The 21915-nt window shown below is 70.1% G+C and carries 16 protein-coding genes and 1 pseudogene; 4 read left to right on the forward strand and 13 right to left on the reverse strand.

Going from position 1 to position 21915, the window contains the following annotated elements; translation table 11 throughout:
- Positions 1-88: 88 nt before the first annotated feature.
- A complete protein-coding gene (locus SY2F82_RS35865; RefSeq protein WP_200423285.1) occupies positions 89-580 on the forward strand; it encodes a lamin tail domain-containing protein in 492 nt (163 codons plus the stop codon).
- A gap of 292 nt (positions 581-872) precedes the next feature.
- Here SY2F82_RS35865 and SY2F82_RS35870 read toward each other — a convergent pair whose 3' ends face one another.
- The 5 genes from SY2F82_RS35870 to SY2F82_RS35890 form a co-directional block, all read right to left on the reverse strand.
- A complete protein-coding gene (locus SY2F82_RS35870; RefSeq protein WP_200423286.1) occupies positions 873-1712 on the reverse strand; it encodes a carbohydrate ABC transporter permease in 840 nt (279 codons plus the stop codon).
- The gene (locus SY2F82_RS35875; RefSeq protein ID WP_200423287.1) at positions 1709-3067 is read right to left on the reverse strand and encodes an ABC transporter permease subunit; all 1359 of its coding nucleotides are present in this window, start codon (positions 3065-3067) and stop codon (positions 1709-1711) included. The genes SY2F82_RS35870 and SY2F82_RS35875 overlap by 4 nt, the downstream gene beginning before the upstream one ends.
- A gap of 6 nt (positions 3068-3073) precedes the next feature.
- Positions 3074-4399 carry an ABC transporter substrate-binding protein gene (locus tag SY2F82_RS35880; RefSeq protein ID WP_200423288.1) on the reverse strand — a complete coding sequence of 442 codons (1326 nt, stop codon included), beginning with the start codon at positions 4397-4399 and terminating at the stop codon, positions 3074-3076.
- 38 nt (positions 4400-4437) lie between these two features.
- Complete coding sequence (locus SY2F82_RS35885; protein WP_236041989.1) at positions 4438-6084, reverse strand: glycoside hydrolase family 13 protein; 1647 nt, start codon at positions 6082-6084, stop codon at positions 4438-4440.
- Between the two features lie 168 nt (positions 6085-6252).
- Positions 6253-7524 carry an ABC transporter substrate-binding protein gene (locus SY2F82_RS35890; RefSeq protein WP_200423289.1) on the reverse strand — a complete coding sequence of 424 codons (1272 nt, stop codon included), beginning with the start codon at positions 7522-7524 and terminating at the stop codon, positions 6253-6255.
- A 131-nt stretch (positions 7525-7655) separates the two neighbouring features.
- Between SY2F82_RS35890 and SY2F82_RS35895 the strand changes: the two genes are divergently transcribed.
- The 3 genes from SY2F82_RS35895 to SY2F82_RS35905 all read left to right on the forward strand — a co-directional run bounded on the left by SY2F82_RS35895 (position 7656) and on the right by SY2F82_RS35905 (position 11270).
- On the forward strand, positions 7656-8171 hold the full coding sequence (locus tag SY2F82_RS35895; protein WP_200423290.1) for a PadR family transcriptional regulator: 516 nt from the start codon (positions 7656-7658) through the stop codon (positions 8169-8171).
- Positions 8168-8926 (forward strand): ABC transporter ATP-binding protein, encoded by a 759-nt coding sequence (locus SY2F82_RS35900; RefSeq protein WP_200423291.1) that lies wholly within the window; start codon positions 8168-8170, stop codon positions 8924-8926. Before SY2F82_RS35895 ends, SY2F82_RS35900 begins: the two co-directional genes overlap by 4 nt.
- A gap of 61 nt (positions 8927-8987) precedes the next feature.
- Positions 8988-11270 (forward strand): FtsX-like permease family protein, encoded by a 2283-nt coding sequence (locus SY2F82_RS35905; RefSeq protein WP_200423292.1) that lies wholly within the window; start codon positions 8988-8990, stop codon positions 11268-11270.
- Between the two features lie 65 nt (positions 11271-11335).
- Here the strand turns inward: SY2F82_RS35905 and pgi are convergent, their stop codons facing one another.
- The 8 genes and pseudogenes from pgi to SY2F82_RS35935 form a co-directional block, all read right to left on the reverse strand.
- Positions 11336-12988, reverse strand: coding sequence for a glucose-6-phosphate isomerase (pgi, locus tag SY2F82_RS39320; RefSeq protein ID WP_236041998.1), 1653 nt, complete (start codon positions 12986-12988; stop codon positions 11336-11338).
- A gap of 135 nt (positions 12989-13123) precedes the next feature.
- Positions 13124-14332 (reverse strand): annotated as a pseudogene (locus tag SY2F82_RS39325) (MFS transporter); the annotation flags it as partial.
- A gap of 233 nt (positions 14333-14565) precedes the next feature.
- The gene (locus SY2F82_RS35915; protein WP_003957010.1) at positions 14566-14901 is read right to left on the reverse strand and encodes an RNA polymerase-binding protein RbpA; all 336 of its coding nucleotides are present in this window, start codon (positions 14899-14901) and stop codon (positions 14566-14568) included.
- Between the two features lie 220 nt (positions 14902-15121).
- Complete coding sequence (gene secG / locus SY2F82_RS35920) at positions 15122-15358, reverse strand: preprotein translocase subunit SecG (RefSeq protein ID WP_200423294.1); 237 nt, start codon at positions 15356-15358, stop codon at positions 15122-15124.
- 98 nt (positions 15359-15456) lie between these two features.
- Positions 15457-16212, reverse strand: coding sequence for a triose-phosphate isomerase (gene tpiA / locus SY2F82_RS38570; RefSeq protein WP_236041999.1), 756 nt, complete (start codon positions 16210-16212; stop codon positions 15457-15459).
- Positions 16213-16251: 39 nt separating this feature from the next.
- A complete protein-coding gene (gene pgk / locus SY2F82_RS38575; protein WP_207187656.1) occupies positions 16252-17463 on the reverse strand; it encodes a phosphoglycerate kinase in 1212 nt (403 codons plus the stop codon).
- Positions 17464-17641: 178 nt separating this feature from the next.
- The gene (gene gap / locus SY2F82_RS35930) at positions 17642-18649 is read right to left on the reverse strand and encodes a type I glyceraldehyde-3-phosphate dehydrogenase (RefSeq protein ID WP_200423295.1); all 1008 of its coding nucleotides are present in this window, start codon (positions 18647-18649) and stop codon (positions 17642-17644) included.
- Positions 18650-18874: 225 nt separating this feature from the next.
- Complete coding sequence (locus SY2F82_RS35935) at positions 18875-21829, reverse strand: M14 family metallopeptidase (RefSeq protein WP_200423296.1); 2955 nt, start codon at positions 21827-21829, stop codon at positions 18875-18877.
- Positions 21830-21915: the final 86 nt, after the last annotated feature.

Raw genomic sequence — 21915 nt, forward strand, 5'->3', positions numbered from 1 at the left:
CTTCACATTTTCTGCACCAGACATTCATGCACTGGTCAACTTTGTGTAGGCTCCTGGCGCATCAACCGCACCACTGAGGGGGGACCTCATGCGTATACGCTTCGCACTGACCGCCGTCACGGCCGCAGCGCTCGCCGTCGTCGTCGCGAGCCCGGCCCAGGCCACCGAGTACTCCTCCGCCCTGAAGATCAAGGGCGTCCAGTACGACGCACCGGGGCGGGACTCCAACAACTGCCGTACGGGCAACACCAAGAACGAGTACCTCACGATCAAGAACTACTCGCGCAGCACGACGGTCAACCTGAAGGGCTACGTCGTCAAGGACGCCGTCGGCAACCGGTTCACCTTCCCCGCCAACCACTACCTCCAGCCCGGCGACTACGTGAACCTGCGCGGGGGCCACGGCACCGACTCGGACGCCGGGAACGTCGTCTACCGCCAGAACTGCAACTTCATCTGGAACAACGACAAGGACACCATCTACCTGTACAAGCCGTCCGGTGCCCACGCGGACACCCACGCCTACACCAAGTCCCAGAACGACCGGGACGGCAACGGTTACATCACCTTCCACGGCTGACGCCGCGCCGTCCCGGGAGGACGACCCGAAACGGTACCGGCGCACGTGACGACCGGCCGGCATCCGGCCGCGGCACGGACACACGTGGCTGCGGCCCGCCTGCGTCGCAACGCGGGCAACTGCTACCACGTGGGCAGTTCTGCCGTAGCGACGTCGGGGCACTGACCACCAACGCGGGCAGTACGGCGGATCAGGTGCGCCCGGCGCGGGCGCCTGGCGCTGGACGTACGCGTGAGCGGGGGCGGCCGACTCCCAGGCCTGCCCCCGCACGAGGCGCCGTCGCGTGGCTCGGTCACTTGACCGAGCCCGCCATCACCCCCTGCACGAAGTGCCGCTGGAACGCGAAGAACACGACCACCGGCACGATCAGTGACAGGAAGGCGCCCGGCGCCAGTACATCGATGTTGCTGCCGAACTGCCGTATCTGGGACTGGAGTGCGACCGTCAGCGGTTGTGAGGAACTGTCCGCGAACAGCAGCGCCACCAGCATGTCGTTCCACACCCACAGGAACTGGAAGATGGCGAGGCTCGCGATCGCGGGCCGCCCCACCGGCAGGACCAGCCGGGTGAAGATCCGCCACTCGCTCCCCCCGTCCATCCGCGCCGCCTCCAGCATCTCCTTCGGCATCTCCGCGAAGTAGTTCCGCAGCAGGAACACCGCGAACGGCAGCCCGTACGCGACGTGGAAGAGGACGACGCCGGGGATCGTCCCGAACAGGCCCAGCGCGCCGAAGAGCTTCGCCACCGGCAGCAGACCGATCTGCACCGGCACCACCAGCAGCGCCACCACCAGCAGGAACAGCGGCTCCCGCCCGGGGAAGTCCAGCCACGCGAAGGCGTACCCGGCGAGCGCCGCCAGCACGACCACCAGCACCGTCGCCGGCACCGAGATCAGCACGGTGTTCCAGAAGGCCTGCGTGATCCCGGCGTTCTTCAGCAGCGTCGAGTAGTTGTCGAAGGACAGCTGCCCGGGGCTGACCAGCGCTGTCCACCAGCCGCCCTTCGCCGTGTCCTCCGACGACCGCAGCGACGACACGAACAGCCCCGCCAGCGGGGTCAGCCAGATCAGGCCGACCACCACCAGGAAGGCCTGCACCAGCCCGTTGCCCAGCCCCCGCCTCACCGCGTTCATCGCTGACTCCTTCGGAAACGCCGGACGTTGAAGACCATCGCGGGGATCACCAGCAGCAGGAGCAGTACACCCAGCGCGCTGCCGAGGCCCTGGTTGTTGCCGCCGCCGAACGACACCAGCCACATCTGGGTGGCGAGCACGGTCGCGTCCTCCTGCACCGGCCCCGGCGCGATGATGTAGACGAGGTCGAACACCTTCATCACGTTGATGACGAGGGTCACGAAGACCACGGTCAGCACCGGTGCCAGCAGCGGCACCGTGATCCGCCGGAAGATCTGCCACTCGTTCGCCCCGTCCATCCGCGCCGCCTCCAGCGCGTCCCGCGGGAGCGTCGACAGCCCGGCGCCGATCAGCACCATCGCGAAGCCGGTCCAGATCCACAGGTACGCCCCGATGATCGCCGGCGTGACCAGCGTCGGCCCGAGCCAGGACACGCCCTGGTACGGCGCCGCGAAGTTCGAGGACGGCAGCTTCACCGTGTACGAGCCGGGCTTCAGCCCCTGGAAGCGGAAGGAGCCGTCGGCCGCCGTCGTCGTACCGGCCACCGTCCGTCCGTCGCGCACGGCCTCGACCTTCATCCCGGGCAGCCCACTCTCCCGCGGGTCGACCTTCCCCTGCTTCCCGCCGCCACCGGGCGTGAAGTCCAGGTAGACGACCCCGCGCAGTTCGTCCGCCGCGGCCTTCTTCCCGGCCGCCGCGTACGCGGGCGAGGCGTCCTTCGGCAGGTCCTTGGGCAGCACGCCGACCATCGGAAGCGCCACCGAGTCACCGGGTGAGGCGCCCGCACTCGTCGCGTACGAGCCGTCACGGCCCTGCGTCAGGCCCTGCCCTTCGCGCGCCCGCGCCGTCGGATACGACGACGCACCCTTGAACGCGTCGTGGATCGAGACCGCGGCCGCGTTCAGTACCCCCTTGTCGGGGTCCTCGTCGTAGGCGAGCCGGAAGATGATGCCGGCGGCGAGGAAGGACACCGCCATCGGCATGAACAGCAGCAGCTTGAACGCCGTCGCCCAGCGGACCTTCTCCACCAGCACGGCCAGGATCAGGCCGAGCCCCGTCAGCAGCGCCGGAGCCACGACCACCCAGATCGTCGTGTTCCGGATGGCCTTCAGCGTCGCCGGGTCGCGGAACATCTCGGCGTAGTTGCCCCCGCCCACGAACCGGGTGCCGGAGGCGTCGAAGAAGCTGCGGCCGATCGAGAACAGCACGGGGTAGACGACGAGCGCACCGAGCAGCAGCAGCGCGGGGAACACGAACAGCAGGGCGATGATCCGCCCCCGCCGCCGGGTGCGGCGCCTCACGGCGGCACCGGCGGCGGTCGGCGGGCTCGCCTCATTCACGAGCGTGGCGGTCATGGCCGGTCAGCCCTGGTACGCCTTGGCCGCCGCGTCCTCCAGCTGGGCCGCGGTCGCCTTGGGGTTCGACGGGTCGCGCAGGAAGTCCTGCAGCAGCTTCCACTCGCCCGCGCCCTTCGTGCCGCCGAAGGCCGCCGGCGCCTGGTCGGACATGTCGAAGCGGACGGAATCGCCCGCCGCGATCAGGGACTTGGCCGTCGCCCGCGTCACGTCGTCGCCGTAGGTGGAGAGGTCGAGCTTCTTGTTCGGGGACAGGAAGCCGCCCGCCTTCGCCCACACGGCCGCGGCCTCCGGGGTCGCCAGGTACTCCAGCAGCTTCATGCCGGCCTTGGCGTTCTTGCCGTCCTTGAGGACGACCGCCGCGTCACCGCCGCTGACGACCGGTGCCGTACCGCCGTCGACCGACGGGAACGGGAAGAAGTCCGCGTCCTTGCCGATGGTCTTTCCGAACTGGTCGTGCGCGACCCCGGCCACGAAGTCGCCCTCGTAGACCATGCCCGCCTGGGGCTTGGGCCCGAACACCTTCTCCACGGAGCCCGGGAAGTCGGTGTTGAGGGCTTCCTGCTGCCCGCCCGCGATCAGCTGCTTGTCCTTGAACAGCTTGCCCAGCGTGGTGAGTGCCTCGACCACGCTCGGGTCGGTCCACTTGAGCTTGTGCGCGGCGAGCGCGTCGTACTTCTCGGGACCGGCCTGGGACAGGTAGATGTTCTCGAACCAGTCGGTGAGGGTCCAGCCGTCCTCCCCCGCGACCGCGAAGGCGGCGAGGCCCGAGTCGGAGACGGTGTGCCCGGCCTTCAGCATCTCGTCGTACGTCTTCGGCGGCTTGACCCCGGCCTGGTTGAGCGCGTCGGGGTTGTACCAGACGGTCGACTTGTGGGCGGCCTTGAAGTACAGGCCGTACAGGGTGCCGTCGACGCTGCCGTACTTCTTCCACACCGGCGCGTAGTTGCTGTCGACCGACTGCTCGGTGGTCGGGGACAGCTTCTGGAGCCAGCCCTTCTTGGCGAACTGCTGGAGCACGCCGACCTGCGGGACCATCACGACGTCCGGCGCGTTGCCGCCCTCGATCTTGCTGCCGACGACGGTGGAGACGTTGTCGCCGGTGGAGATGAACTGGGTCTTGGCGCCGGTCTTCTCGCTGAACGCGTCCAGGACCTTCTGGAAGTTCTTCTGCTCGCTGCCGGTCCAGACACCGGCGACGGTGACCGTCTGGCCGCTGAGGGCCTTGTCACCGCCGCCCGCGGTGACGGGGCCGCCGCCGCAGGCGGTCGCGCCGAGTGCGAGGGCGAGGGCGGTGCAGCCGGTGAGCAGGGTGGTACGTCGTCGCATCATCGTTGATGTCCCTTCGGGATGGGGGGGAATGGACGGAGTCAGAGGTCGGTGCCGTCGCTGATCCACCAGGCCGCCGTCGAGCCGGGGAGCACCCCGGGCGGGCAGGGGCCGCTGGCCAGCAGGGCGGTGCCGGAGACCGGCGCGGGTGTGGGGGCGGTACCGAAGTTGACGGCGCAGACCAGGTCGTCGCCGCGCACGAAGGCGAGGACGCCGGGCGGCGTGTCCAGCCAGCGCATCGTGCCCTCGCCCAACTGCGGGAGCGAGGAGCGCAGTTGGAGACCGTCGCGGTACAGGTGCCAGAAGGAGCGGGTGTCGGCGAGGGCGCGGTCGGTCGCGTGCTCGGCGAACCACTCCGGTTGCGGCAGCCAGGGCCTGGCCCCCTCGGCGCCGGAGGTGAAGCCGAACGGGGAGGCCTGCCCGGACCAGGGCAGCGGCACCCGGCAGCCGTCGCGGATCCGGGCGCGGCTCCCGGTGCGGCGGAAGATCGGGTCGGTGAGCACGTCGTCGGGCAGGTCGACGACCTCGGGCAGGCCGAGTTCCTCGCCCTGGTAGATGTACGCGGCTCCGGGCAGCGCCAGCATCAGCAGCGCGGCGGCGCGGGCACGGGCGGCGCCGAGGCCGCTGCCCTGCGGGGTGGGTTCTCCGTAGCGGGTGACGGTGCGGACCTGGTCGTGGTTGTTGAGGACCCAGGTGACCGTGGAGCCCGTGCCGGCGATGTCCTGCATGGCCTCGGAGATCACCTTGCGGAAGGCGTCCGGGTCCCAGGGCGCGCTGAGCAGGTCGAAGAAGAACGCCTGGTGCAGTTCGTCCGGGCGGACGTACGTCGCGTGCTCGCGGGCGGTCGGTACCGAGACCTCCCCGACCAGCAGGCGCTCGCGGCCGTCGCGTGCCGTGTACTCCTCGCAGACCGATCGCCAGTGCCGCCACACGTCGTGCACCTCGGGCTGGTTCCAGGCCAGCGGGTTGACCGAGTCGCGGGTGCGGGCGTCGGCCTCCGGGTCCGGGGAGTCGGGCAGCTCCGGGTGCTTGAACAGGCCGGCGGCGACGTCGATGCGGAAGCCGTCGACGCCCCGGTCCAGCCAGAAGCGCAGCACCCGGTCGAACTCGGCGGGGACCTCGGGGTTGCGCCAGTTCCAGTCGGGCTGCTCGGGCGTGAACATGTGCAGGTACCACTGGCCGGGGCGGCCGTCCGCCTCGGTGATCCGGGTCCAGGCCGGGCCGCCGAACATGGCGTGCCAGTTGTTGGGCGGCTCGGAGCCGTCGGGCCCGCGGCCGTCGGCGAAGTGGAAGCGGGCGCGGGCCGGGCTGCCGGGCGGCGAGGCGAGGGCCTCGCGGAACCACGGGTGCTCGCTGGAGCAGTGGTTGGGGACGATGTCGAGGAGCACCTTGATGCCGAGCCGCCGGGCGGACGCCGTGAGCAGGTCGAACTCGGCGAGGTCGCCGAAGAGCGGGTCGACGTCGCAGTAGTCGGAGACGTCGTAGCCGTGGTCGTGCTGCGGGGAGGGGTAGAAGGGGCTCAGCCAGATCCCGTCGACGCCGAGCTTCTTCAGGTACGGCAGGCCGGCCCTGACGCCGGCCAGATCGCCGATGCCGTCGCCGGTGCTGTCCAGGAAGCTGCGGACATACACCTGGTAGATCACTGCGTCGCGCCACCAGCGACGGGTGTCGATGTGCTTGGGACTCACCCCGTTGACCTGTCTGTGCGTGCTAACGGTTATGCATGCATGTTAAGTAGCCGTTTCATGAGGGTGTCAACGAACAATACGGAAACTACCGAGGAGTTCGGGTATCAAATCCGGACTTATCACCGCGCCGAGCGGTCAGATGAGACGTCCGCGTTACCTAACAAGTAACTAGCGATGTGAGATGGCAGCCAGCTCGCGCGCCAGGCGTCGCACTGCCGACTCGGGCGTCTCCTGCCCCGTCAGCGCGTCGTGCACCACCGCCTGCACCGCCAGGCTGACCTGGTCGTAGCGCGGGCTCTTGGGGCGCGGTGCGGCCGCGAGCACGGCGGCGCGCAGGGTCGGCAGATACGGGAACTGCCGTACGAGTTCGGGGTCGTCGTAGAGCGCGGCGCGCACGGGTGGCAGCGCGCCACGGGTGAGGACCTGGCGTTGGACGCCCTCGCTGGTGAGGTACGCGATCAGACGCGCGGCCGACTCGGGGTGGTGTGCATGGGTGTTGACGGCCAGGTTGGATCCGCCGAGAACACTCGTCCCCGGCCCGTCGGGCCCCGGCAGCGGGACGGCGCCGATCCTCCCGGCCACCTTCGAGCCCGGGGCGGAGGCGGCGACGTACGCGTACGGCCAGTTGCGCAGGAAGAGCAGCCGGCCGTCCTGGAAGGCCTGCTTGGACTCCTCCTCCTTGTACGTCAGCGCCTGCTTGGGAATCCAGCCCTCGCGGACGCCGCGGGCGAGGAACCCGATGCCCTGGCGGGCCGCGTCGGAATTCACGGTGACGCGGGCGCCCTCCTCGCCGAGGATGGTGCCGCCCGCCGAGTACACGGCCTCGGCCGCGTTGACGGTGAGCCCCTCGTAGGGCAGGAACTGGCCCGCATAGCCGCCGAGCCCGTACTTGGGCGCGATGGTCCTCGCGTCGTGCTCCAGTTCGGCCCAGGTGCGCGGCGGCGGCACGCCCTCCTTGGCGAGGATGTCCTTGCGATAGAGGAGAAGCCCGGCATTCGTGACATACGGGACGGCGTACAGCTGTCCGTCGTAGGTGGCCGTGTCGACGACCGGCGGCAGGAAGGTCCTCAGCGGGAACCGGTCGCGCGGCAGCGGACGGATCCAGCCGGCTGCCGCGAACTCGGAGGTCCAGGCGACGTCGATGTTCAGGACGTCGAACCGGCTGCGGTCGCCGCCGCGCAGGTCGGTGGTCATCTGCGCATGCGTCTCGTCGGCGGAGTCCGGCAGCTCGACGAGGGTGACCTTCTCGTCGGGGTGGGTGCGGTTCCAGCCCTGAAGGAGCGGGCCGAGGTAGCCGGTGAGATCTCCCGCGGTGGCCAGGGTGAGCGGGCCACGGCCCCCGGCACTCCCCTCGTCGGCGCGGGCACCGGAGGCCACGTAACCGGTCATGACCACGGCGAGGACGAGGAGGCACCTACCGGCGGCGCGTATCCACCGCATAGGTTCCTCCCTGTACACACGCACATGGCTCCGGGCACCCTCGCCCAGGAGTCAGAGGCCATGTATACCTGTTAGGTATGGGCGATACTAGGGCCTGGAGCACATTGTGAGCAGACAGGAGGACAGCACGAGTGCGCCTGCCCCTCCTGGCACTCCTCGCACGCGGCCCCGCCCACGGCTACGAGCTCAAGCAGGACCTTGAGCAAGTGCTGGGCTCCGCGTACCCTCAGCCGAACGTCGGCCAGATCTACGTGACCCTCGGCCGCCTCGAGAAGTCGGGACTGATCGAGGGCGAGGACGTCGAGCAGTCCAGCCGGCCCAACAAAAAGGTCTACCACCTCACAGACGCCGGGCGGGAGGCGCTGCACGCCTGGTTCGAGGAGACCGAGGACGAGCCGCGGGTACGGGACGAGTTCTTCATGAAGCTGGCCCTCGCCCCGCGGACCGGTCTCGCCGACCAGATCGCCCTGATCAACAAGCAGCGGCGCCAGTACCTCAACACCATGCGCGACCTGTCGAGACTGGCCGCCGCCGAAGACCGCGACAACCGTATCGCCCAACTGCTGATCGAGGGCGCGATGCTGCACCTGCAGGCCGACCTCGACTGGCTGGAGCGGTGCCAGGAGGAACTGGAGGAGCTGGAATGAGCGAGCGCCCCACTCCTCTGCTGCGTGCCGAGGGCCTGGTCAAGACCCACCACGGCGAGGGAGCCCCGGCGCACGCCGTGCGCGGGGTCGACCTCAGCCTGTCGCACGGCGAGTTCGTGGCGGTCACCGGCCCGTCCGGCGCCGGGAAGTCGACGCTGCTGCACCTGCTCGGCGGGTTGCAGCGACCCGACGCCGGCAGCATCTGGCTGGACGGCGAGCGCACCGACTCCTACAGCGAGGCCCGCTGGGCCGTGGAGCGCAGGAAGCGCATCGGGATCGTCTTCCAGTTCTTCAACCTGGTCTCCGACCTGTCGGTCGCGGACAATGTGGAGCTGCCCGCCCTGCTCGCCGGTGTGCCGCCGAAGCAGGCGCGGGCCGAGCGGGAGGCGCTGCTGGCCGAGCTGGGCCTGACCGGCAAGGAGCGCAGCATGCCGGGCGAGCTGTCCGGCGGCGAGCAGCAGCGGGTCGCGCTCGCCCGCGCCCTGGTCAACCATCCGCCCCTGCTGCTCGCCGACGAGCCCGCGGGCAGCCTCGACAGCAAGGGCACCCGCGAGGTGATGCGGCTGCTGTCCCGCTTCCACCAGCGCGGGCAGAGCATCGTACTTGTCACCCATGACGCCCGGCTGGCGAGCGCCGCCGACCGCGTCATCAGCTTCTTCGACGGGCGGATCGTCGACGACGCGGAGCTGGACGCCACACCGCCGCGCCGCGCCGGGACCTCCGGTGTGTCCGGCGTGCTGGAGTTGAAGGACTGAGTGCGGTGTACGACCACCTGACGTGCTCGGGCACCGTCCCAGGGCCCAGGGGCTGAGGCCTGTGCGAGCCACCCTGCGCTGGGCGCACTCCGATCTGCGCACGCACCGCGGTGAGGCACTGTTCATGGTGCTCGCCACCGCCGGCATCGTCGCCTCCCTGCTGCTGGCCACGGCCCTGTTCGGGTACGCCACCAACCCCTGGCAGCGCGTCTTCACGCAGGCGCGCGGCGCGCACGTGTGGATCCACACCACCCGCTCCGCCGACGCGGCCGCCCTCGCCCATCTGGACGGCGTCGAATCCGTCGCCGGGCCCTACCCGACCGAGTCCGCGACCCTCGCCTCCCGCGGCACCCGCGCCTCCGTCGAGCTGCGGGCCACCCCCGGGCGGCCCTCCGTCGGCCGGCCGCTGCTCACCTCGGGCCACTGGCTGGATCCCGCTGACCCGGGCGGCGTGGTGCTGGAGAGCCGGCTCGCCCGGGCACTGCTGGCCGAGCCGGGGGACACCCTGACGATGGCCGGTACGGCCCGGACACTGACCGTGGTGGGCATCGCGGACAGCGCCGAACCCCGCTACCGCCCCGGTGAACAGCCCGGACTCGTCTGGGCCCTGCCGTCCGCCGTACGCGATGCCGGCGGAGAGGTGACCGGGCTGCGCCTGTCCGACCCGGACGACACGGACTACGCCGTCCAGCGCGCCGTCACGGTGCTGGGAGCCGGTGCGGTCACCGAGGTCTCGACCTGGAAGCAGGCGCGCGCCGAGGCGCAGGGCGACAACCGGCTGCTGGGACAGGTCCTCGGCCTGTTCGGTCTGGGTGCGCTGGTGGCCGCCGGGTTCGCCGTGCACGGGGCGATCGGCACCCGGGTGCGGGGGCACCTGCGGGACATCTCGGTGCTGAAGGCGATCGGCTTCACACCCGGCCAGGTCGTCCGCGTCTTCCTGCTCCAGCACGTGGCCTACGCCCTGCTCGGCGCGGTGGCCGCGGCCGCGCTCACCCAGGGGCTGGGCCGCCGGATCCCGGGGCGCTTCGGGGATGCGGTCGGCGTGTGGCAGGGGCTGCCGGGACACACTGTGGTGCTGTTCGCCGTCCCGGCCGGAGCGGTGCTGTTCATCGCCGCCACCACCGGGCTCGCGGCCTGGCGGGCGGGACGGGTGCCTCCGGTGCCGGTGCCGCGGCCCGCGGCCCCGGCCGGCGGACGTCTGACGGCCCTGGCGCGCGGCGCCCTCGGTCTGCGGCTGCCGCCCGCGCTGGTCCTGGGCTGGCACCGGGCGTTCGCACGCCGTCCCCGGTCGCTGGCCACGGTCGCCCGACTCGCCCTGCCGCTGCTGCTGATCGTGGTGGCGATGAGCGCGTGGACCACCATCGACCGCTTCCATTCGAGGCCCGACGAGGTCGGCCTCGCCGCCGCCCTCACCGTGCGTCCCGACAGCGGTCTCGGCGAGGCGGCCACGCGCGCCCTGCTGGAACACGAGCGGCAGATCGCCGACGCCTACCCGGGCGTCGAGGTGGCCGCCCTGGTGCCGGGCCAGACGGCCACCATCGCCTTGCGGGGCCTGGGCACCCGCCTGAACCCCTACCCCTACGCCCTCGCCGAGGGCCGTGCCGCGCGGGGCCCCGACGAGGCCGTGGCCGGGCAGGGGCTGCTCGACCTGCTGGACGTGCGGGTCGGCGACTGGGTCCGGATGACGGTGGGCGACCAGCCGCAGATCCTGCACATAGTGGGCCGCAGCATGGAACCGGAGAACGCCGGCCGGGTCATCTCCACCTCGCTCGACACCCTCCGCGAGAACGACCCGGGCCTGCGCCCCACCCTCTACGAGCTCCGGCTGCGCCCGGGCGCCGATCCGCACCAGGTCGCCGGCGACCTGGCCAGGGCCGCCCACGGACACCTGGACGTGCACCCGGTGGCGAACCCCGCGGACGGTCTCTCACCGCTGCGCGGAGTCGTCGCCGGACTGATCGCCGTGCTCGCGCTCATCGGGATCGTCGAACTGCTGACCGCGATCGGCGGCACCGTCCGCGAGGGCGAACGGGACCTCCTGGCGCTCAAGGCGATAGGCCTGTCCCCACGCCAGATCACCGCGATCACGGTCACGGCCACCGCCTGCACCGCTCTGGCCGCGGTGGTCGTCGGTACGGCGCTGGGTCTGCCCCTCGCCCACTGGCTGATCGACGCCCAGGGCCGCTCCAGCGGCATCGGCTCCGGGCTGGCCCGGGGCCCCTCCCCCGTCCTCCTGCTGCTGTTCGGGGCCGCGGCCGTGGCGGGGGCCGCCACGCTCGCCGCCCTGCCCGCGGCCCGCGCGGCCCGCCGTCGGCTCGCGGACACGTTGAGCGCGGTGGCCTGAGCCGCGAGCCGGGGGCCGGGGGACAGCGGGGCGGACGGAGGTGCCGCCCGCCCCCTCCCGTCGCTCTAACGACCGCGCCATTCCCGGTACTTGGCGACCAGGGCCTTGCTGGACTCATCCAGACCCGGTACTTCGGCGCCTTCGGTCAGCGCGGGCTCGACGCGCTTGGCGAGGACCTTGCCCAGCTCCACACCCCACTGGTCGAAGGAGTCGATGTCCCAGATCGCGCCCTGGACGAACACCTTGTGCTCGTAGAGGGCGATGAGCTGGCCGAGGACCGACGGGGTCAGCTCCTTGGCGAGGATGGTGGTGGTCGGGTGGTTGCCCTTGAACGTCTTGTGGGGCACCAGCTCCTCCGGCACTCCCTCCGCGCGCACCTCGTCCGGGGTCTTGCCGAAGGCCAGTGCCTGGGTCTGGGCGAAGAAGTTCGCCATCAGCAGGTCGTGCTGGGCCTTCAGTTCGTCGGCGAGTTCGGCGACCGGGTTCGCGAAGCCGATGAAGTCGGCCGGGATCAGCTTGGTGCCCTGGTGGATGAGCTGGTAGTAGGCGTGCTGCCCGTTGGTGCCCGGGGTGCCCCAGACGATGGGGCCGGTCTGCCATTCGACCTCGCGCCCGTCCCGGCCGACGTACTTGCCGTTGGACTCCATGTCCAGCTGCTGGAGGTACGCGGGGAACTTGGACAGGTAGTGCGAGTAGGGCAGCACGGCGTGCGACTGGGCATCGTGGAAGTTGCCGTACCAGATGCCGAGGAGGCCGAGCAGCAGCGGCACGTTGGACTCGGCGGGCGCGGTCCTGAAGTGCTCGTCGACGGTGCGGAAGCCGTCGAGCATTTCGCGGAAGCGGTCCGGGCCGATGGCGATCATCAGGGACAGACCGATCGCCGAGTCGTAGGAGTAGCGGCCGCCGACCCAGTCCCAGAACTCGAACATGTTGGCCGTGTCGATGCCGAAGTCCTCGACCTTCTCGGCGTTCGTCGACAGCGCCACGAAGTGCTTGGCGACCGCCTCCTGGCCGGCCTTCAGCTCGCCCAGCAGCCACTTGCGGGCCGAGGTCGCGTTGGTGATCGTCTCGATCGTGGTGAAGGTCTTGGAGGCGATGATGAACAGCGTCTCCGCCGCGTCCAGGTCGCGGGTGGCCTCGTGCAGGTCGGCGCCGTCCACGTTGGACACGAAGCGGACCGTAAGGCCGCGGTCGGTGTAGGCGCGCAGCGCCTCGTACGCCATCGCGGGGCCCAGGTCGGAACCGCCGATGCCGATGTTGACGACGTTCTTGATGCGCTTGCCGGTGTGACCGGTCCACTCGCCGGAGCGAACCCGGTTCGCGAAGTCGGTCATCCTGTCGAGCACCGCGTGCACCTTGGGCACCACGTTCTCGCCGTCGACCTCGATCACCGCGTCCCGGGGCGCGCGCAGGGCGGTGTGCAGGACCGCGCGGTTCTCCGTGGTGTTGATCTTGTCGCCACGGAACATGGCGTCCCTGAGACCGAAGACGTCCCGCGCGGCGGCCAGCTCGCGCAGCAGCCGCAGCGTCTCGTCGGTGACCAGGTGCTTGGAGTAGTCGACGTGCAGATCGCCGACCTGGAGCGCGTACCCGCTGCCGCGGCCCGGGTCCGCCGCGAACAACTCGCGCAGCCGCACCTCGCCGAGCTCCTCGCGGTGCTTGGCCAGAGCGGTCCACTCGGGCGTCTGGTTGAGCCTGGTACGGCTGTCTGCGTTCATCTGAGAGTTCAGCCTTCTTCCTTGCCTGTGCTGCTGCGTAGCTCGCTCCGCTGCCGGTCCCAACCTAATTGATCCCGATGCGGCCTGACCTCTTGTCACGCCGTCCTCCGGGGCAACAACAGGTACGTCCGCCTTGCGCGCGTGTGTCAACGAGGTGACGGCGAGTGCGAAGAGCGCGGCGGTGAGCAGCGCCGGCCCGTTCAGGCCGTATGCCCGTGCCACGGCTCCGCCGAGGAGGGCGCCGAGCGGGGCGCCCGACGTGGAGGCGGTGCGGAAGGCGGCGGCGATACGGCCCACCATGGTCTCGGGGCTGCGGTGCTGCATCAGGGTGACCTGGTTGACGTTCCACACCATGCCCATGGCGCCGAACAGCAGCATGCCCGCGAGCAGCGCTCCTGTGTGGCGGACGGTCCCGATGAGCAGCAGGCACGCCGTCTGGACGCAGCCGGCGACGAGCAGGGCGCGCAGGCGTCCGGTGCGGTGCGCGATCCGCTGGGCGGCGAATCCACCGATGAGGCTGCCTGCCGAGTACGCCGTCATCGCGGCCGCGTATCCGGCGTCGCCGGCATGCAGCCAGCGCGTCACGTGCAGCACCAGCGTGGCGATCAGAGCGCCCATGCCGATGTTGCACAGCAGCGTGGCCAGGCAGGCCGCGCGCAGTACCCGGTCCTGCCACAGGGCGCGCAGCCCGTGGCCGATCTCGGCACGCAGGGTGCTGCCGGACGGGCGCGGCTCCTGATCGGCCGGTTTCGTCCGCAGGGAGGCGACGAGGGCGGCGGCCAGCAGGAAGGTGCCCGCGTCGGCCGTGAAGGGCATGAACGCTCCGGCCGCAAGGAGCAGCGGCACGAACGGGCCCGCCAGCAGGCCGCCCGCGAGCTGCTGTCCGGTCATGAGCCGGGCATTGGCGCTGCCCAGGGCCTCGCGGTCGACCAGGGAGGGCAGCAAGGCCGTGGAGGCGTTGTCGAAGAGGGTCTGGAGGGTGGTGAGCGTGAAGGCCAGGAGCAGGAGCAGCGGGATCGAGGCGTGCCCGAGCCCCACGGCGAGCGCGAAGGCCGCGACGAGCAGTCCCCGCACGGTGTCCACGGCCCACATCGCCCGCCGCTGGTCCACCCGGTCGGCCACGGCCCCGCCGAGCAGGCCGAACAGCAGCCACGGGACATAGCCGCAGGCGGTGACCGAGGCGACCACGAGCGGTTCGTCCGTGAGCCGCACGGCGAGCAGAGGCAGCGCGGCCGTCCGTAGCGCGTCCCCGAACCGGGAGACCACGGCGGCGGTCCACAGCCGCCCGAATCCTCCACGCCACGCGGGCCGCCGTAGGGTGCCCGCCACCTCGACCGTTGCCATCGTCCCCCCTCACGATTCGCCGATGCACAAACCGTAGAGGGCACCACTGACAATCGGGCTGAGCTGCGGAAAAGGCCGCTGGGGACTCTCCGGAGCGCACCTGGGCGCGGGGCTGCCCCGGCCGCACGAGGCGCCGGGCCGCGGCCCGTTCGGGGCCGTTCCGGCGGCACGCGCAACCGCGGTACCGAACGCGCACCGGCCAGGTGCCCGCAGGCACCCGGCCGGTTCAACTTCTAGATTTCGCCCCGCAGTTTGGCGAGCGCCTCGGCGAGGATCGCCTCGCCGTCCGCGTCGCTGCGCCGCTCCCGTACATACGCGAGGTGCGTCTTGTACGGCTCGGTGCGCGGCGGGTCCGGCGGGTTGTCCCGGTCCTGTCCGGCCGGGAAGCCGCAGCGGGGGCAGTCCCAGGTGTCGGGAACCTGCGCGTCGCTGGCGAAGCTCGGCTGCGTCTCGTGCCCGTTGGAGCACCAGAAGGAGATGCGCAGACGCGGCGCGGACTCGCCGCGCTCGGCCTCGCCCATCGGCCCCGCCCCGACCCGGCTTCCTCGGATCGCGTTGCCACTTGCCACGGTCGTAACTCCCTGCGTGATGGTGCCGCGAAGCGAGTCGGCGTTTCGCTTCGCTGCGAGCGCCTCAGTCTACGTAAGGCCCAACGCGCGTCCAGTGATGGGAGTTACCCCCGCCCCCAGACGCAAGCCCCATGATAGGCCGGGTCCGAAGACCCGTACCGAACATGGGGCGTTACGTGCTTTATGTGCGTTTTGTCCGGCCTGCCGAAGCCGACCGACGCTAGTGGTTGGTCTTCATCAGGATGCCGAGCACCACGATGCAGGCGAGCCAGAGCAGACCGATCACGACGGTGATCCGGTCGAGGTTGCGCTCGGCGACCGACGAGCCGCCGACGGAGGACTGCATGCCGCCACCGAACATGTCGGAGAGGCCGCCGCCCTTCCCCTTGTGCATCAGCACCAGCAGCATCAGCAGCAGGCTGAAGACGATCAGGGCGATCGAGAACCCCAAAACCACGGCTGGACCAACTTCCTCGGATTCGGATGGACGACGGGGGCAGGGTGGCGGACCACCTTGCCCCCGCAAGAGTACGACGGATCGCCCCCGGGAAGCACTTACTGGTCGCGGAAGCGGACGATCTTGACGAACTCGTCGGCGTCGAGCGAGGCGCCGCCGACCAGCGCGCCGTCGATGTCCGGCTTCGCCATGATCTCTGCGACGTTGCCGGACTTCACCGAGCCGCCGTACTGGATGCGCACCTTGTCGGCCACATCCTGGGAGTACAGCTCCGCGATCTTGCCGCGGATCGCCGCGCAGACCTCCTGTGCCTCGTCGGAGCCGCAGACCTTGCCGGTCCCGATGGCCCAGACGGGCTCGTAGGCGATCACGATGCTCTCGGCCTGCTCGGCCGGGAGGTCCTTCAGACCGCCCTCGACCTGGGCGAGCGTGTGGGTGACGTGCTCCCCCGCCTCGCGGACCTCCAGTTCCTCACCGACGCACAGGATCGGGGTCAGGCCGTGCTTGTAGGCGGCCTTGACCTTGGCGTTCACAAGATCGTCGCTCTCGCCGTGGTACTGGCGGCGCTCGGAGTGCCCGATCACCACGTAGGTGCACTTCAGCTTGGCCAGCATGGAGCCCGAGATCTCACCGGTGTAGGCACCGGAGTCGTGCGCCGAAAGATCCTGGGCACCGTACTTGATCTTGAGCTTGTCCCCGTCGACCAGGGTCTGCACGGAGCGCAGGTCCGTGAAGGGCGGCAGGACGGCGACCTCGACGGCCTCGTAGTCCTTGTCCGCCAGGGCGAAGGCGAGCTTCTGGACGTGGGCGATGGCCTCGAGGTGGTTGAGGTTCATCTTCCAGTTGCCCGCCATCAGCGGCGTGCGCCCGGAAGAAATCGATGCTGCCAAGGTTCAGTCCTCCAGTGCGGCGAGGCCGGGGAGCGTCTTGCCCTCGAGGTACTCGAGGGAGGCGCCGCCACCGGTCGAGATGTGACCGAATGCCGATTCGTCGAATCCCAGGATGCGGACGGCCGCGGCGGAGTCGCCACCGCCGACCACGGTGAAGCCCTGGGAGTCGACGAGGGCCTGGGCGACCGCCTTGGTGCCCTCGGCGAAGTCGGGGTGCTCGAAGACACCCATCGGGCCGTTCCAGAAGACGGTGGCCGCGTCGGCGAGCTTCGAGGCGTACAGCTTGCGGGTCTCCGGACCGATGTCCAGGCCCTCCTGGTCGGCCGGGATCGCGTCCGCGGCGACGGCGGTGGGGTTGGCCGGGGCCTTCGTCTTCAGGTCCGGGAAGTCGGGCGAGACCAGGGCGTCGACGGGCAGGACCAGCTCGACGCCGGTCTTCTCGGCGCGTTCGATGTATTCCTGGACGGCCGGGATCTGGTCCTCCTGCAGCAGCGACTTGCCGACCTCGTAGCCCTTGGCCTTGAGGAAGGTGTACGCCATGCCGCCGCCGACGAGGAGGCGGTCGGCCTTGCCGAGCAGCTGGTCGATGACGGCCAGCTTGTCGGAGACCTTGGCACCGCCGAGAGCGACGACGTAGGGCCGCTGGACGTCCTCGGTGAGCTTCTTCAGTACGCCGACCTCGGTGGCGATGAGGTAGCCGGCGTAGTGCGGCAGCCGGGCCGGGAGGTCGTAGACGGAGGCGTGCTTGCGGTGGACCGCGCCGAAGCCGTCACTCACGTACACATCGGCGAGGGCGGCGAGCCGGTCCGCGAACTCACCGCGCTCGGTGTCGTCCTTGGACGTCTCGCCGGGGTTGAAGCGCAGGTTCTCGATGACCGCGACCTGACCCGGCTGCAGGCCGTCGACCGCGTCGTGGGCGGCGGGGCCGACGGTGTCCTGGGCGAACGTCACGGGCGCCCCGAGGAGTTCACCGAGGCGCTCGGCGGCGGGCAGCAGGGAGAAGGCCGGGTCCGGGGCGCCCTTGGGGCGGCCCAGGTGCGAGGCGACGACCACCTTGGCGCCCGCCTCGGCGAGGGCCTTGACCGTGGGCAGGACGGCACGGATGCGGCCGTCGTCGGTGATGAGGCCGTCGGCGAGCGGCACGTTGAGGTCGGCGCGGACGAAGACCCGCTTGTTGTCCACGCCTTCGGAGAGAAGTTCGTCGATCGTCTTCATGGGTCGGACTCCTGGGGAAAGCTCTTGATCGTAACGAGGGCTGATCGGTCCGGACGGCCGGTCCGGGCCGATCGATCCGTGGGCGCGCCGGGGCTCGCCGCACGTGCGTCAGGGCTCGGGCAGCGCGACCGTGCGCTGCCCGAGCCCTGCTACCGCATGGGATGCCTGCTTGAAGCGATCAGAGCTGGTTGCCGACGAAGACCGTCAGGTCGACGAGGCGGTTGGAGTAGCCCCACTCGTTGTCGTACCAACCGATGACCTTCACGTTCTTGCCCTCCTGGACCATGGTCAGGGAGGAGTCGAAGGTGCAGGACGCCGGGGCGTTGACGATGTCGGAGGAGACGATCTCGTCCTCGGTGTACTCGAGGATGCCCTTCAGCTCGCCCTCGGCGGCCTTCTGGAAGGCGGCGTTGATCTCTTCCTTGGTGACCTCACGGCCGAGCTCGACGACCAGGTCGGTGACCGAGCCGGTCGGGACCGGGACGCGCATGGCGATGCCGTCCAGCTTGCCCTTGAGCTGCGGCAGGACCAGGGCGGTGGCCTTGGCGGCGCCGGTGGTGGTCGGGATGATGTTCTCGGCGGCGGCACGGGCGCGGCGCAGGTCCTTGTGCGGGAAGTCCAGGATGCGCTGGTCGTTCGTGTACGCGTGCACCGTGGTCATCAGACCCTTGACGATGCCGAAGTTCTCGTCGAGGACCTTCGCCATGGGCGCCACACAGTTGGTGGTGCAGGAGGCGTTGGAGATGACGTGGTGGTTCGCCGGGTCGTACTTGTCCTGATTGACGCCCATCACGATGGTGACGTCCTCGTTCTTGGCCGGAGCCGAGATGATGACCTTCTTGGCGCCACCGGCGATGTGCTTCTCGGCGTCTTCCTTCTTGGTGAAGATGCCGGTCGACTCGATGACGATGTCGACGCCCAGCTCACCCCACGGGATGTCGGCGGGGTTGCGCTCGGACAGGACCTTGATGGTCTTGCCGCCGACGGTGATGGTGTCCTCGGTGTGGGACACCTCCTCCTTGAGGCGGCCGAGGATGGTGTCGTACTTCAGCAGGTGAGCGGTGGTCGCGGTGTCACCCAGGTCGTTGACAGCCACGATCTCGATGTCTGCACCCTGCTCCAGCAGCGCGCGGAAGTAGTTACGACCGATGCGGCCAAAGCCGTTGATGCCTACGCGGATCGTCACGAACCGATCTCCTCGTTGGTACGCCGGGTTCGACGCCGGCGAGCTGTATGGGATGTCCCCGACCGCCTACGACCCTACCTCCCTGAGGCTGCCGTGGTGACATCGAGATGCCTCATACACGGCAGTGCGGTCCGTACCCGCCAGTAGGGGTACGGACCGCCCGGACATGAGGGCCCCGCCGCTCGTTCCGGTGACACGGGACCAACTGCCGTTGACAACCGGCCGTCAGAGGCCGAGCGCGTTGAGTGCCTTGCCGATCAGGGCCGTCCGGTCGGCCGCGGAGGTCAGGTGCTCCAGGCCGAAGCCGAGCAGCACCGTGCGGTCCGTGGTGACCGCTCCGTAGGTGCTGAACAGGGTTCCGGTGCGCGCCCAGTCCTTGAGGACGGCCGGGCTGCCGGCGGGCGGCCCCGCCACGTGCCAGGCTCCGAGGGACGTCTCGAAGCCCTCCGTCTCGACGGCCGTGCCGCCGACGACGAGCGAGGCCTCGTCGGCGAGGACGCCGTGGCCGCCGGTGCCCGGGTCGGTGATGTAGCTCAGCGAGACCTCGACCGTCTTCCCTGCGTACGCGCTCAGGTCGAAGCTCACCTGCTGCCAGCCGTTGGACGCGCCGGTCAGGCTGTGCCACGCGCCGGTGGTGCCTTTCGCGCTGCAGCCGCCCGACGCCACGGTCAGATAATGCTTGAGCCAGGGGTGCTCGCCCACCAGGAACCCGGCCTCGCAGTCCGCCGGCACGGCGTCGCTCGTGGCGCCGCCGGCCTCCGGCAGCGTGGTCCAGTCGTCGGCTCCGGCGGTGTGTACCTCGACCACGGCGTGGTCGTAGCCCGGTTCGGTGTCCCACAGCAGCCGGGTGCGCAGGGCGGGCGCGTCGGCCGCGGTCACCTTGGTGAGGTCGACGGTGCGCGTGAGCCGCTTGTAGGCGTTGTCGGTGTGGGCGGCCGCGGCCATGTACGAGCCCGCGTAGGGCTGGTACGGGTTGGCCGCCCCGGTGAACAGGCCCGCCCCCGCACCGGCGAACTGCGGGTACTTGTCCGCGGGCAGTTCCTCGGAGGTGACGCCGTACGCCCCGGCCTTGTCCAGCGGGTTGCCGGGCGCGTCGCCGAGTCCGGCGGTGAAGCCGCCGAGCTTGCCGGAGCCGGCGAATCCGGTGACCCCCGGCGCCGCCGTACGCGAGTAGGCGCCGAGGTAGTACTGGCTGAAGTCGTCCGAGAGGTTGCCGTCGCCGAGGTCGACGGTGCCGCCCGCCTGCTCCCCGGCCTCGATCAGCTTGCCGCCCTCGTTGAGGTAGGCGCGCAGCTGGAGCTGGGTGGCGTTGCCGGGGACGCTCGCGCCCGTGTAGTGGACGACCGCCTTGAAGTGGTGGAGCACCCCGAGCGCGTCGGGCGCGCCCTGGGTGGCGACGTCCCAGACGATCGCCTTGCGGCCCGCTGCCTTCAGGGCGTCGACGTAGGTCCGGGCCTGGGTGGCCTTGGCGCCCTCCTCGGCGACGACGAGGACGTCTGCCTTGGGCCGCTCGGCCACGGTGTAGGTGAAGTGCTTGCCGGCCGTCTTCCGCCCACCGCGGGACTCACCGGTGAACCAGACCTCGACCTTGTCGCCCGGGTGGCCGCCTCGGACCTTGGCCCGGTACTCGTCGAAGTAGAGGTTGTCGTCGCCGCCGTAGGTCTTGCCGCCCTTCCAGGGCCTGAGCGTCCGGCTCTCGACGCGGCCTTGGTTGACGCGGTACTTCAGCTCCTTGTCGCGTACGGACTTCCGGACGACGACGGAGACCTCCTGGTCGGCGCCGCGCGCGTAGGAGGTGGAGAACGTCGACGGGGTGAAGTCGGGTGCGTCGATGCCGACCGAGGAGGACGGCCGGTCCGGGTGGGAGGCGGTCTCGGCGACGGAGAGCGCGAACGGGATGTTCTTCTGGAACTCCTGCTGGATCAGCTTCTCGTCGTCGGGGAAGTTGAAGACGGACTCGCAGTCGGCGGCGTTCCAGGCATCGTTCGGGTCGATGCGGGACGCGGTCTGACAGGTGGACATCTCGGGGGTGAACATCGCCATGCCATTGACGTTCGACGCGTGGCCGTCCGCCTCGCCGTTGGTGGTGTACAGCTCCGAGGACACCTGCGAGCGGTAGCCGGGGATCGCGGGCTTGTCCGGGGTGCCGGCCAGCGCCTTGTAGAGGACGTCGTCGGGGGTCGGGGTCGCCACCTGCCAGCCGACGCCGTAGAGGAGCAGTTCGGCGGCGGAGTGGTAGTTGATGCCGTACCTGAATCCGATGCGCTTCTCGAAGCTGTCGAGCGCCCGGGTCTCGGGCTCGGACTGGGGGCTCGCGCCGCGGTAGGTCTCGCTGGTGGGCAGGGGGGACGAACCCTCGTCGTCGTAGCCCCACTTGTAGGCGAAGTTGCGGTTGAGGTCGACTCCGTCGCCGACGCCGATCACGCCGTCGCCGTTGACGTCCCGCAGGTTCTTGCGCCACAGACGGGTGCCCGGGTCCTTGAACGTGTAGTCGTAGCCGTCCGGGTTGGCCGAGAGGACGAACCACAGTTCGGTGGAGTCGACGATCTTCTTGATGCGCTTGTCGGTGGCGTAGTGGTCCAGGTAGTAGTGCATCAGCCGGCGGGTCATCTCCGGAGTGATCCACTCGCGTGCGTGCTGGTTGGACATGTACAGCACGGAGGGCTTGGAGCCGTCCCTGGACTTCCTCGCGCCCCTGGTCAGTTTGAGCGCGAGAATGTCCTGGCCGTTGATCGTCCTGCCGAGGGACACGACCTTGGTGAGGCCGGGGTGGGCCTGGCCCGTTCTGACGATCTCTTCCTTCAGACCGCCGCTGCCGCTGTACGGGCGGAACACGCCCTGGGCCGCGTTCTCGACGCGCGTCTCGGCCTTGGCCGACAGCGTGTGTTCGGTGAGGCGGACGCCCTGCTTCCTGAGCTTCCCGGCCTGCTTCTCGGTGAGGTAGACCTCCACGGTGCTCCTGCGGTTGCCGGTCACCTGTTCGCCGAGTTCGTGGCCGTCCTGGCCGGCCTCCAGCAGCAGGGGTATCTGCTTCTCGGTGACCTCGGCGCGGAAGACCCTGACCTCCTCCGGGTCCGGCCGGGAGGTCGTCCCGCTCTGTGCCTGGGCTATGGGTGCGAGGCCCGCTCCACCGAGCAGGAGTGTGCCGACAGCGAGGATCGATCTCGCTCTGTGTCTCATGGATCCCCCTAGCGATGGTTCGCCACAGCGGCGAATCAGCTGCCAGGCTCATGACAATCCATGATCGAGTCAAGGGTGCCTCCAGG

The organism is Streptomyces sp. Y2F8-2, assembly GCF_014905555.1.
GTDB classification, from domain to species: Bacteria; Actinomycetota; Actinomycetes; order Streptomycetales; family Streptomycetaceae; genus Streptomyces; species Streptomyces cynarae.

Bases quoted from the DNA above. Each gene is read 5' to 3' on its own strand.
- pgi (WP_236041998.1), bottom strand. From the start codon at position 12,988: ATGAACGCAGACAGCCGTACCAGGCTCAACCAGACGCCCGAGTGGACC.
- pgk (WP_207187656.1), bottom strand. From the start codon at position 17,463: ATGAAGACGATCGACGAACTTCTCTCCGAAGGCGTGGACAACAAGCGG.
- tpiA (WP_236041999.1), bottom strand. From the start codon at position 16,212: ATGGCGGGCAACTGGAAGATGAACCTCAACCACCTCGAGGCCATCGCC.
- SY2F82_RS35890 (WP_200423289.1), bottom strand. From the start codon at position 7,524: ATGCGGTGGATACGCGCCGCCGGTAGGTGCCTCCTCGTCCTCGCCGTG.
- SY2F82_RS35900 (WP_200423291.1), top strand. From the start codon at position 8,168: ATGAGCGAGCGCCCCACTCCTCTGCTGCGTGCCGAGGGCCTGGTCAAG.
- SY2F82_RS35880 (WP_200423288.1), bottom strand. From the start codon at position 4,399: ATGATGCGACGACGTACCACCCTGCTCACCGGCTGCACCGCCCTCGCC.
- SY2F82_RS35865 (WP_200423285.1), top strand. From the start codon at position 89: ATGCGTATACGCTTCGCACTGACCGCCGTCACGGCCGCAGCGCTCGCC.
- SY2F82_RS35875 (WP_200423287.1), bottom strand. From the start codon at position 3,067: ATGACCGCCACGCTCGTGAATGAGGCGAGCCCGCCGACCGCCGCCGGT.
- SY2F82_RS35870 (WP_200423286.1), bottom strand. From the start codon at position 1,712: ATGAACGCGGTGAGGCGGGGGCTGGGCAACGGGCTGGTGCAGGCCTTC.
- SY2F82_RS35935 (WP_200423296.1), bottom strand. From the start codon at position 21,829: ATGAGACACAGAGCGAGATCGATCCTCGCTGTCGGCACACTCCTGCTC.